The sequence below is a fragment of the Methylobacterium sp. EM32 genome (genome assembly GCF_040593685.1).
Classification (GTDB): domain Bacteria; phylum Pseudomonadota; class Alphaproteobacteria; order Rhizobiales; family Beijerinckiaceae; genus Methylobacterium.
On sequence record NZ_JBEXZS010000078.1, the window covers coordinates 31,144 to 42,842 of the forward strand.

The window sequence follows — 11,699 nt, forward strand, 5'->3', positions numbered from 1 at the left end:
CCCTCACCCTCGGCTGACGCCTTGCTTCGATGACGACAAGGTCATCGAAGCCCTCTCCCCGCCCGCGGGGAGAGGAGAGCCCCGCGCCTTATCCTGTGTCGCGTCGTGCCGCCGCCCGCACCCAATGCCGCCCGCACGTTGTCAATGGCATTGTCAACCGGTCCCGCACCGCCCGTAAGGATAACGACCGCCGCGACCACCGCGACATCAGCCCGAATCGACGTCATCGCCTGCATCGAAGACCCGCAACATTGCCGAAAACACGGGCAATGCTGCGCCGCAGCAAGGGCGTGGATCAAGTCTGTTCACCTGTGTCGTCTTCCCGCCAGAAAGTGTCGCCCCCGGGCAAGCCGCGACCCTTGGGGCAGATAGCTTTTCATCAGTATCCGTAAAGACTGCACGGTCGCCGTGTCGCGGGTGACTCGCCGAGTGGCCCTGGTCCGGAAAAGGTGTGGGCACATGCGCAACATGACCTTGACGGGCATCAGCAAGATCTTCGGCCGGAATCACGCGGCGGCCCTCGATCAGATCGCGCAAGGCAAGCGCAAGGCCGAGATCGCCGCCTCCTGCGGGGCCGTCGTCGGCCTGCGCGACATCTCGTTCGACGTGCGCGAGGGCGAGATCCTGATCCTGATGGGCCTGTCGGGCTCGGGGAAGTCGACGCTCCTGCGCTGCATGAACCGGCTCGTCGAGCCGAGCTGCGGGCGGATCCGCGTCGGCGACGTCGACGTGACCGGGCTCGGGCGCAAGGACCTGCTGGCCTTCCGCCAGCAGACCTTCGGCATGGTCTTCCAGCACTTCGCCCTGCTGCCGAACCGCACGATCCTGTCGAATGTCGGCTTCGGGCTGGAGATCAAGAACGTGCCGGCGCAAGCGCGGAACGCCCGCGCCATGGAGGCGATCGGCCTCGTGGGCCTCGGCGGCTGGGAGCACAAGTACCCGCACGAACTCTCCGGCGGCATGCAGCAGCGGGCCGGCCTCGCCCGGGCGCTGGCGGCGGATGCCGCGATCCTGCTGATGGACGAGGCGTTCAGCGCCCTCGACCCGCTGATCCGCCGCGACATGCAGGCGGAGCTGCGCGAGTTGCAGGCCAAGCTCGGCAAGACCGTGGTGTTCGTCTCGCACGACCTCGACGAGGCGGTGGCGCTCGGTGGCCGCATCGTCCTGATGAAGGACGGCGAGGTGGTGCAGATCGGCGCGCCCGAGGAGATCGTGGCCCGGCCGGCCACCGACTACGTCGAGCGCTTCGTGGCGCATATCGACCTCTCGGCGGTGATGCGGGTCGAGCACGTCGCCGACCGCGCGGCGATCCTGCCCCACGGCCAGACTGTCGCGCAGGTGCGGGCGCTGGGAGCAAGCGACGAGGCCTGGTTCGTCGCCGGCCCGGACGGTCGCCTCGCCGGGCGCCTGGCGCGGGATCGCCTCGCGGCGGCCGGGGCCGACGAGCCGGTTTCCGCCCTCCTCGACCGCGAGGTGGGTGCCATCGCGGAGGGCACCCGCCTCGACGCGGCCCTCGCCCGGGTCGCGGCGGAGGGCGCCCTCGCGGTCGTCGCCGAAGACGGGCGCCTGATCGGCGCGCTCACCCCCCGGGACGTCGTGCGGGCGCTCGCGTCGCGCGCGACAGCCCAGATCCCGCAACAGGACCCGCATCACGGCACCCCCGCGATGCAGCCTCAGCCGGTAGGAGCGGAAAGATGGAGTGGAGCGTCCCCAAATTTCCCCTCGACACGCTCAGCGACGACGGTCTCGACTGGCTCACCGAGCATGGCAGCTGGCTGACCCGCGCCGTCAGCCGCACGGTCTCGGACGGGATCGACGCGCTGACGGGCGCCCTCGTCGCGGTGCCGCCCTGGGCGGCGATCGCGGTGGCCTCGCTCGTCACGTGGAAGATCGGCGGCCGCCGGGTCGGCCTGCTGACGCTGGCCGGGCTCCTGTTCCTGTGGAACCTGCGCCTGTGGCAGGCGACGGTGGAGACCCTGGTCCTCGTCGTCCTGGCGACGGTCGCGGCGCTCGCCATCGGCATCCCGGTCGGGATCGCCTGCGCCCTCAACCGGCGCGCCTGGCAGGCGGTGTCGCCGGTGCTCGACATGATGCAGACGCTGCCGAGCTTCGTCTACCTGATCCCGGCCCTGCCGTTCTTCGGGCTCGGCGCGGTCTCGGCCTGCTTTGCCACCATCGTGTTCTCGGTGCCGCCGGTGATCCGCCTGACGGCGCTCGGCATCCGCAGCGTGCCGGCCGAGCTGGTCGAGGCCTGCGACGCCTTCGGCGGATCGGCGACGCAGAAGCTCCTCAAGGTCCAGCTGCCGCTGGCGCTGCCGACCATCATGGCGGGCGTCAACCAGACGATGATGCTCGCCCTCTCGATGGTGGTGATCGCCGCGATGATCGGGGCCGGCGGCCTCGGCCGAGCGGTCTGGCAGTCGATCCAGCGGCTGGAGGCCGGTGCCGGGTTCGAGGCCGGAATCGGCATCGTGATCGTGGCCGTCATCCTCGACCGCACCACGCAGGCGCTCGCCGCCCGCGCCCGCCCGCCCGGCACCCTCGCGTGAGCGGCGGCGCTTCCTTCCTCCCCGACCGGAAAGACCGACCGATGCGCGCACGACTCCTGGGTGTTCTCCTCTGCCTCGCCCTCACCCAGAGCCCGGCCGAGGCGGCGGACAAGCAGGTCCGGATCGCCTATGTCGAGTGGGCCGATGCCGTGGTCGCCACCAACATCCTCAAGCAGGTGCTGGAGGAGAAGGGCTACCAGGTGAAGGCGATTCCCCTCGCCGCGGCCGCGATGTGGCAGGCGGTGGCGACCGGCGACGCCGATGTCAGCGTCGCCGCCTGGCTGCCGCTGACCCAGGCCGCCTATTACGACAAGCTGAAGAACCGCCTCGAGCTCATCGGCCCGAACGTCACCGGCGCCAAGATCGGCTGGGCGGTGCCGGCCTACTCGTCCTTGAACTCGATCGAGGACCTGAAGACCAAGGCGGCGGCGGTCGAGGGCAAGGTGATCGGCATCGATCCCGGCGCCGGCGTGATGAAGACCTCGGAGGCGGCGATCAAGGCCTACGGCCTGCCGGTCAAGCTCGTCGACGGCAGCGACGCCACGATGACCGGCGCCCTCAAGGATGCGCTGCGCCAGAAGAAGGACATCGTCGTCACCGCCTGGACGCCGCACTGGATGTTCGCCCGCTACGAGCTGAAATACCTCGCCGACCCCAAGAAGTCCTTCGGCGACGACGAGAGCGTCAACACGCTGGCGCGCAAGGGGCTGAAGGACGACATGCCGGAGGTCTACGCCATCCTGAAGAAGTTCAAGCTCTCGATCAAGGACGAGGAGGCGGTGATGGCGGAGAACGAGGAGAAGGGTGCCAAGCCCACGGAGACCGCCGCCAAGTGGATCGCCGCGAACCGGGCGATTGTGGATGGGTGGGTGAAGTAGGGGTTCTCTCGGCTTGATCTCACCGATCTGACACGCTGGGCGTCATCCCGGGGCCGCGCAGCGGAACCCGGGATCCATGACCGCTGACGATGCCGGATGAACCGGGACGCTGGTCGCGCTATTCTGACATCTCAGCGGTTATGGATCCCGGGTTCTCGCCTTCGGCGAGCCCCGGGATGACGTCGAGACATTGGTCCAACTCGTCCTCACCCCTTCCGCTCGCTGCTCGGCGGCCGGCCGAAATGATCCACATACGCCTTCGAGAAATGCGACGCCGAGGTGAAGCCGCACTCGATCGCGATGGTGAGGAGCGGCATCGCCGTCTGGCGGATCAGGTGGCGGGCGTGCTCCAGGCGGATGCGCAGGTAGTGCTTGGCCGGTGAGCGGCCGAGATACTTCAGGAACAGCCGTTCGAGCTGGCGCTTCGAGAGCTGGACCGACTCCGCCAAGTCCTGGCTGCCGACGGGCTCGGCGAAGGTCTTTTCCATCAGCCCGACGACGTGCAGGAGCTTCGGGTGCGCGATGCCGAGCCGCATGCGCAGGTCCATGCGCTGGCGCTCGCCGGCCTCGCGGATGCGGTGGTGGATGAGCTGGTCGGCCACTTCCGCGGCGATGTCGGGCCCGTGGTCGCGCACGATCAGGGACAGCATCATGTCCGCCGCCGCCGTGCCGCCGGCGCAGGTGAATCGGTTGCGGTCGATCTCGAACAGGTCGGAGCCGATCTCCAGCCCGTCATGCTCGGAGGCGAGGCTCGCCTGGTTCTCCCAGTGGATCGTCGCCCGGTAGCCGTCGAGGAGCCCTGCCTTGGCGAGCACGTAGGTGCCGGTGCAGACCGCCCCGATCGCCGCGCCGCGGATCGCGCTGCGACGCAGGGCCGCCTGGAGCGCCCGGTGGTCGCGCCGGTGGATGTCGATGCCGCCGCAGACGATCGCCATGGCAAGCGGTGGCGTCTCGCTGAAAGCGCCGGCGACCCGGACCTCGACGCCGTTCGAGGCGGTGCAGCCCTGCCCGGTCTCCGACCACAGCGAGTAACGGTAGAGCTCGCGCCGCGCCGCCCGGTTGGCGAGGCGCAAAGACTCGATCGCCGACGAGAAGGCGATCATCGAGAATTGCTCGACCAGCATGAAGCCGACGGTCGTCACGTCCTCGCAGGCGACGCCGTCCTTCGCCATCATGTCGGCTTGCCCGACCGCCATCGTGCCCGTCCATCGAAGGCTTGCAGTGCCGCCTTGAGAATGGCTCCAGGCTGGCGCGCAGGGCAAGCAGGAACAAGGCTCGGGAGGGATGGACAATTGCCGGGCCGGTGAAGTCGCAAATCCCAAACTCGCGGTCGCCGTCGCGCAAGCCGCTCAGCCCCGCCGCTCCGATGATCCGGCAACACAGGAAGGCCGATCGATGCGCCGATTCTCCCTCTCGTCGCTGCTCTCCGAATCCCTCAAGGGGCACCGGGGCTGGGGCCGCCAGTGGCGGGACCCGCAGCCGAAGCCGGCCTACGACGTCGTCATCGTCGGCGGCGGCGGCCATGGGCTGGCCACCGCCTACTACCTCGCGACCGTGCACGGCATCACCAACGTGGCGGTGGTGGAGAAGGGCTGGATCGGCGGCGGCAATACCGGCCGCAACACCACGATCATCCGCTCGAACTACCTCTACGACGAGAGCGCCGCACTCTACGAGCACGCCTTGAGGCTCTGGGAGGGCCTGTCCCAGGAGCTGAACTACAACGTCATGTTCTCGCAGCGCGGCGTGCTGATGCTCGCGCACAATCTGCACGACGTGCAGTCCTTCAAGCGCCACATCTACGCCAACCGCCTCAACGGCATCGACAACGAGTGGCTGTCGAAGGAGCAGTGCAAAGAGTTCTGTCCGCCGCTCGATATTGCTGAGAGCCTGCGCTACCCCGTCCTCGGCGGCGCGCTCCAGCGCCGGGCCGGCACGGCGCGCCACGATGCCGTCGCCTGGGGCTATGCCCGCGGGGCGGATGCCCGCGGAGTCGACATCATCCAGAACTGCGCCGTCACCGGCATCCGCCGCGACGCGTCGGGGGCGGCGATCGGCGTCGAGACGACGCGCGGCTTCATCAAGGCCGGGCGGATCGGGGTGGTGGCCGCCGGCCACACCTCGACCGTGATGGCGATGGCCGACGTGCGCATGCCGCTTGAGAGCTACCCGCTCCAGGCGCTGGTGTCGGAGCCGGTGAAGCCCGTCTTCCCCTGCGTGGTGATGTCGAACGCGGTGCACGCCTACATCTCGCAATCCGACAAGGGCGAGCTGGTGATCGGGGCGGGCACCGACCAGTACACGTCCTACAGCCAGCAGGGCGGCCTGCACATCACGACGCACACCCTCGACGCGATCTGCGAGCTGTTTCCGCAATTCACCCGGATGCGGATGCTGCGCTCCTGGGGCGGCATCGTCGACGTGACGCCCGACCGCTCGCCGATCATCGGCAGGACCCCGGTCGACAACCTGTTCGTCAATTGCGGCTGGGGCACCGGCGGCTTCAAGGCGACGCCGGGCTCGGGCCACGTCTTCGCCCATACCCTCGCCACCGGCGAGCCGCATCCGATCAACGCGCCCTTCACCCTCGACCGCTTCCGCACCGGGCGCCTCATCGACGAGGCCGCGGCGGCGGCCGTCGCGCACTGATTCTCACAACGAGGCGCCCGATGCTGCTGATCGCCTGCCCCCATTGCGGCAACCGACCCGAGACCGAGTTCCGCTGCGGCGGACAGGCCCACATCGCCCGGCCCGCCGACCCGGCGGCGCTGACCGACGCGCAATGGGCCGAGCATCTGTTCGTCCGCGCCAACCCGCGGGGCGTCCATGCCGAGCGCTGGTGCCACGCCCATGGCTGCGGGCGCTGGTTCAACGCGCTACGCGACACGGTGAGCGACCGCTTCCTCGAGACCTACCCGGCGGGGGCGCAGCCCACCCACACCAGCGAGGCGAGGGCGTGATGGCACAGCCGTTCAGATTGTCCCGGGGCGGCCGCATCGACCGCGCGCGCCCGGTCCGCTTCACCTTCAACGGCCGCAAAGTCGCGGGCTTCCACGGCGACAGCGTCGCCTCGGCGCTGCTCGCCAATGGCATCCACCTCGTCGGGCGCTCGTTCAAGTATCACCGCCCGCGCGGTATCCTGAGCCACGGCTCGGACGAGCCGAGCGCGCTGCTCTCGGTCGATCGCGGGCCCGGCCGGATCGACCCGAACAACCGCGCCTCGGTGGTCGAGGCCCGCGACGGTTTGAAGACCTTGTCGCAGAACCACTGGCCCTCGCTCGAACACGATATCGGGGCGGTCAACGACCTGCTCTCGCCGGTCTTCGTCGCGGGTTTCTACTACAAGACCTTCATGTGGCCCCAAAAATTCTGGGACAAGGTCTACGAGCCGGTGATCCGCGCGGCGGCCGGCCTCGGCAAGGCGCCGACGGCTCCCGACCCGGATCGCTACGCCAACCGCCACGCCCATTGCGACGTGCTGGTGATCGGCGCAGGGCCGGCCGGCCTCGCGGCTTCGCTCGCCGCCGCCCGCACGGGGAAGCGCGTGATCCTCGCCGATGAGGGGCCGGAGCCCGGCGGCGCGCTGCTCCACGACGTGAATGCGGAGATCGACGGGCGCCCGGCGGCGGAGTGGCTGGAAGCGGCTCTGGCCGAGCTCGACTCGCGCGAGAATGTCATCCTGCTCTCCCGCACCACCGCCTTCGGCTACTACAACCACAACCACGTCGCGCTCGCCGAGCGAATCACCGACCACCTGCCCAACCCCGGCAGCGCCCCGCGCGAGCGGCTGTGGCAGGTGCGGGCCGGCGAGGTGGTGCTGGCGACCGGCGCCCACGAGCGCCCGCTGGTCTTCGCCGACAACGACCGCCCCGGCATCCTGCTCGCCGAGAGCGTGCGGGTGTTCCTCAACCGCTACGGGGTGGCGCCCGGTCGGCGGCTCGTCGTCGCGACGAGCGGCGCCTCGGCCTACGCGACCGCCGTTGAGGCCAAGGCGGCGGGCCTCGCCGTCACCCTGGTCGATCTGCGCAGCGAGGAGGAATGCGGCCCGGAACTGGCGCGTGCGCGCGGCGCCGGCATCGAGGTCCTGATCGGCCACACGGTGATCGGCGCCAAGGGATCTAAGCGCGTCACCGGCCTCGTCGTCGCGCCGGCCGACCGGGCTGGCCGCTGCGGGGCGCATCGCCTGCTGCCGTGCGACTGCGTCGGCATGTCGGGCGGCTGGACGCCGGCGGTGCACCTGTTCTCGCAATCCCGCGGCAAGCTCGAATTCAAGGCCGCCATCGACGCCTTCGTGCCCGGCACCTCCGTGCAGGCCGAGCGCTCGGCCGGCGCCGCCAACGGCGTGTACGACCTCGCCGGATGCCTCGCCCAGGGTGACGCCGCCGGCGCCGCGGCGGCCGGATCGGAGGAGCGCCGCCGCTTCACCGCGAGCCCGACCCTCACCGGCTTCCGGCCGGTCCGCGCGATGCCGACCGATGCCGATCCGGCCAAGGTCCGGGCCTTCGTCGATTTCCAGAACGACGTCGCCGCCAAGGATATCGGCCTCGCGGTCCGTGAGGGTTTTCGGTCGATCGAGCACGTCAAGCGCTACACCACGACCGGCATGGCGACCGACCAGGGCAAGACGTCCAACATGAACGCCCTCGGCCTCGTCGCCGGGACGCTCGACACGTCCCTGCCGAGCGTCGGCACCACGACCTTCCGGCCGCCCTACACGCCGGTCACCTTCGGCACCCTCGTGGGACCTGCGCGCCACGCCCTGTTCGATCCCATCCGCACCACGCCGATCCACGACTGGGCGGAGGCGCGGGGCGCCAAGTTCGAGAACGTCGCCCTGTGGCGCCGCGCCTGGTACTTCCCGAAGCCCGGTGAGGATAGGCACCAAGCGGTCGCCCGCGAGTGCCGGGCGGTGCGCGAGGGCGTGGGGATCTTCGACGCCTCGACGCTCGGCAAGATCGAGGTGGTCGGGCCCGACGCCGCCGAGTTCATGAATCGGCTCTACGTCAATCCGTGGCTGAAGCTCGAGGTCGGGCGCTGCCGCTACGGGCTGATGCTGAAGGAGGACGGCTACATCCTCGACGACGGCGTGGTCGCCCGCGTCGCGCCCGATTGCTTCCACGTCACGACGACGACCGGGGGGGCCGCGCGGGTGCTCGCCCATATGGAGGATTACCTCCAGACCGAGTGGCCGGACCTCGAGGTCTTCCTCACCTCGACCACCGAGCAATGGGCGGTGATCGCCCTCCAGGGGCCGAAGGCGCGGGCGGTGATCGCGCCCCTCGTCGAGGGGATCGACCTGTCGCCGGAGGCCTTCCCCCACATGGCGATGCGCTCGGGCACGATCTGCGGCGTGCCGACCCGGCTGTTCCGCGTCTCGTTCACCGGCGAGCTCGGCTTCGAGATCAACGTGCCGTCCGACCACGCCCTGGCGGTCTGGGAGGCGGTCCACGCCGCCGGCGAGGCCCACGGGATCACTCCCTACGGCACCGAGACGATGCACGTGCTGCGGGCCGAGAAGGGCTACATCATCGTCGGCCAGGAGACCGACGGCACGGTGACGCCGGACGATGTCGGGCTGTCGGGCGTGATCGCCAAGGCGAAGAAGGACTTCGTCGGCAAGCGCTCGCTCGCCCGGCCCGACGTGGTGGCGAGCGGCCGCAAGCAGCTCGTCGGCCTCGTCACCGACGATCCGGCGCTGGTGCTCGACGAGGGCGCCCAGCTCGTCGCCGATCCGGGCCAGCCGATCCCGATGCGGATGCTCGGCCACGTCACGTCGAGCTATGCCAGCCCGAGTTGCGGGCGCTCGATAGCGCTCGCCCTCGTGGCGGACGGGCGGGCGCGGCTGGGCGGCCACCTCCACGCCACGACGCCGGAGGGCTTTGCCCGCGTCACGGTCGTCGATCCGGTCTTCCTCGATCCCACTGGCGAGCGCATCCATGCTTGAGGCCCTCTACCGCACTGCCCGCGCGCTCCCCCTCGGCCGTTTCCCCGCCGCCGACCCGGCCGGGTCCGGCCTCGTGATCCGGCCCGCCGGCCCTGAGGCCCGGTTCTCGCTGCGGGTGCGCGGCCCCGCCGCGGCGGCGGCGGGCCTTCCCCTCGACCGGCCGATCAACACCGTGAGCGGCGACGCGCGGCGCTGGATCGCCCGGCTCGGCCCCGACGAGTGGCTGATCGGCACCGACGAGTCCGAGGCCGACACCCTGCCGGGTTTGATCAGTGCCGATCTCGGCGAGCGCTTCCACGCGATCGTCGACATCTCCCACCGCAATGTCGGCATCGATGTCGGTGGCGCGCGGGCCGCCGTGGCGCTCAATGCCGGCTGCCCGCTCGATCTCGGCGAGGCCGCCTTCCCGGCGGGCTCCGCGACCCGCACGCTGCTCGGCAAGGCGGAGATCGTGCTGATCCGCCATCCCGGCGCGGCATCGCAGTATCGCGTCGAATGCTGGCGCTCGTTCTCGGCTTATGTCCACGGCTTCCTGGTCGAGGCCGCGCAGTCGGCGGGTTGAGCGCTTGTTTGGTCGATTGATTCTGTCAATCTGACGCACGGATCGACCCATGCTCCACGTCATCCCGGGGCTCGACGCAGTCGAGAACCCGGGATCCATAACCGCTGAGGATGCCGAACCAGGCGGATTGCGTTCCGCTTCGTCCTGAGATCCCGGCGGTTATGGATCCCGGGTTCCGCTTTCGCGGCCCCGGGATGACGCGGAAGGTTTCAATTCCATCGGTCAACGCAAGCAGGCCCTGAGGCGACCCATGATCAGTGCCTTCGACCTGTTCAAGATCGGCATCGGCCCGTCGAGCTCGCACACGATCGGCCCGATGGTCGCCGCGCGTCGCTTCCGCGCGCGGATCGCCTTCAGGACCGACGTGGCGCGGGTGAGCGTCGAGCTGTTCGGGTCCCTCGCCTGGACCGGCCGGGGCCACGCCACCGACACGGCGATCGGCCTCGGCCTGCGTGGGCACGACCCGGCGACGATCAATCCCGACTGCATCGAGGCCGAGATGCGGGCGCTGGCCGAGACCAAGGAGACCGGGCTGCCCGGCATCGCCTTCGACCCCGCCCGCGACCTCGCCTTCAACCTCACCGAGGTTCTGCCGCGCCACACCAACGGCATGCGCTTCCGCGCCCTCGACGACGCCGGCGCGGTGCGCGACGAGGTGGTCTGCTACTCGGTCGGCGGCGGCTTCGTGGAGACCGAGGGCGACGAGGCCGAGGCCGGTCTCGCCGGTCTCGCGGTGCTGCATCCCTTCGCCAGCGGTGCCGAACTCCTGGCGCTCTGCGCCGCGACCGGGCTCTCCATCGCGCAGGTGCAGCGGGAGAACGAGCGGGCGCTCCGCCCCGAACCCGAGATCGATGCCGGGCTCGACGCGATCCGCGACGCGATGCTCGCCTGCATCAGTCGAGGCCTGCGGATGGACGGGGTGCTGCCCGGCGGCCTCGCGGTGCGCCGCCGCGCCCGGCGCCTGCACGCGACGCTGGAGGCGGGCAAGCTCTCGAACAGCCGGCCGCCCCACGCAGTGATGGACTGGATCAGCTTGTTCGCCCTCGCGGTCAACGAGGAGAACGCCGCGGGCGGCCGGGTCGTCACCGCGCCGACCAACGGGGCGGCGGGCATCGTGCCGGCGGTCCTGCGTTACGCGGCCGAGTTCTGCCCCGGCTGGGACGAGGCGCGGGGCCGCGACTACCTGCTCACCGCGGCGGCGATCGGCGGCCTCATCAAGAGCCGCGCCTCGATCTCCGGCGCCGAGGTCGGCTGCCAGGGGGAGGTGGGCTCGGCGGCCGCGATGGCGGCGGCGGGCCTCGCCTCCGTCCTCGGCGGCTGCCCGCGCCAAGTGGCGAACGCCGCCGAGATCGCCATGGAGCACCATCTCGGCATGACCTGCGACCCCGTCGGCGGGCTGGTCCAGATTCCGTGCATCGAGCGCAACGCCTTCGGCGCCAACAAGGCGGTCGCCGCGGCGTCCCTGGCGCTCCACGGCGACGGCGTGCATTGCGTCAGCCTCGACCAGGTCATCGAGACGATGCGCCAGACCGGGCACGACATGCAGGCGAAGTACAAGGAGACGTCGCTGGGCGGGCTGGCGGTCAACGTGGCGGCGTGTTGAGGCGGCAGCCTCGCGGCGGGGTGGAGTTCTCGTCTGAAAACAGTCGACAACGAGACCGGTGCTGGTCCCTCCCCCCTCTGCGGGGCAGGGCTATCGCACATGAGTAAAGAGATTGAAGAGGGCATCCTTGCTCCAGGACGCTCTCTTCATCTTTTTGCGGATT

At 70.2% G+C, this 11,699-nt stretch carries 9 protein-coding genes; 8 read left to right on the plus strand and 1 reads right to left on the minus strand.

The annotated features are described in order from the left end of the window. Positions 1 to 459: 459 nt before the first annotated feature. The 3 genes from ABZT49_RS11555 to ABZT49_RS11565 are packed head-to-tail and all read left to right on the plus strand — an operon-like array spanning position 460 to position 3,427. The gene (locus ABZT49_RS11555; protein ID WP_355286210.1) at positions 460 to 1,779 is read left to right on the plus strand and encodes a betaine/proline/choline family ABC transporter ATP-binding protein; all 1,320 of its coding nucleotides are present in this window, start codon (positions 460 to 462) and stop codon (positions 1,777 to 1,779) included. Continuing rightward, positions 1,695 to 2,549: a proline/glycine betaine ABC transporter permease gene (locus ABZT49_RS11560; RefSeq protein ID WP_355286211.1), complete on the plus strand. Its 855-nt coding sequence runs from the start codon at positions 1,695 to 1,697 to the stop codon at positions 2,547 to 2,549. The genes ABZT49_RS11555 and ABZT49_RS11560 overlap by 85 nt, the downstream gene beginning before the upstream one ends. A gap of 41 nt (positions 2,550 to 2,590) precedes the next feature. Beyond that, complete coding sequence (locus ABZT49_RS11565; RefSeq protein WP_355286212.1) at positions 2,591 to 3,427, plus strand: glycine betaine ABC transporter substrate-binding protein; 837 nt, start codon at positions 2,591 to 2,593, stop codon at positions 3,425 to 3,427. 206 nt (positions 3,428 to 3,633) lie between these two features. On the opposite strand, the gene ABZT49_RS11570 is transcribed toward ABZT49_RS11565, so the two are convergent. Further along, positions 3,634 to 4,623 carry a GlxA family transcriptional regulator gene (locus ABZT49_RS11570; protein ID WP_355286213.1) on the minus strand — a complete coding sequence of 330 codons (990 nt, stop codon included), beginning with the start codon at positions 4,621 to 4,623 and terminating at the stop codon, positions 3,634 to 3,636. A gap of 199 nt (positions 4,624 to 4,822) precedes the next feature. On the opposite strand from ABZT49_RS11570, the gene ABZT49_RS11575 reads away from it, so the two are divergent. The 5 genes from ABZT49_RS11575 to ABZT49_RS11595 all read left to right on the plus strand — a co-directional run bounded on the left by ABZT49_RS11575 (position 4,823) and on the right by ABZT49_RS11595 (position 11,536). Beyond that, on the plus strand, positions 4,823 to 6,076 hold the full coding sequence (locus tag ABZT49_RS11575; RefSeq protein WP_355286214.1) for a sarcosine oxidase subunit beta family protein: 1,254 nt from the start codon (positions 4,823 to 4,825) through the stop codon (positions 6,074 to 6,076). A 20-nt stretch (positions 6,077 to 6,096) separates the two neighbouring features. Further along, the gene (locus ABZT49_RS11580) at positions 6,097 to 6,387 is read left to right on the plus strand and encodes a sarcosine oxidase subunit delta (RefSeq protein ID WP_355286215.1); all 291 of its coding nucleotides are present in this window, start codon (positions 6,097 to 6,099) and stop codon (positions 6,385 to 6,387) included. After that, entirely contained in the window at positions 6,387 to 9,371 is a 2,985-nt protein-coding gene (locus ABZT49_RS11585) for a sarcosine oxidase subunit alpha family protein (RefSeq protein ID WP_355286216.1), read from the plus strand. The genes ABZT49_RS11580 and ABZT49_RS11585 overlap by 1 nt, the downstream gene beginning before the upstream one ends. Beyond that, positions 9,364 to 9,933 (plus strand): sarcosine oxidase subunit gamma family protein, encoded by a 570-nt coding sequence (locus ABZT49_RS11590; RefSeq protein WP_355286217.1) that lies wholly within the window; start codon positions 9,364 to 9,366, stop codon positions 9,931 to 9,933. The genes ABZT49_RS11585 and ABZT49_RS11590 overlap by 8 nt, the downstream gene beginning before the upstream one ends. Before the next feature lie 250 nt (positions 9,934 to 10,183). After that, a complete protein-coding gene (locus tag ABZT49_RS11595) occupies positions 10,184 to 11,536 on the plus strand; it encodes an L-serine ammonia-lyase (protein WP_355286218.1) in 1,353 nt (450 codons plus the stop codon). Positions 11,537 to 11,699: the final 163 nt, after the last annotated feature.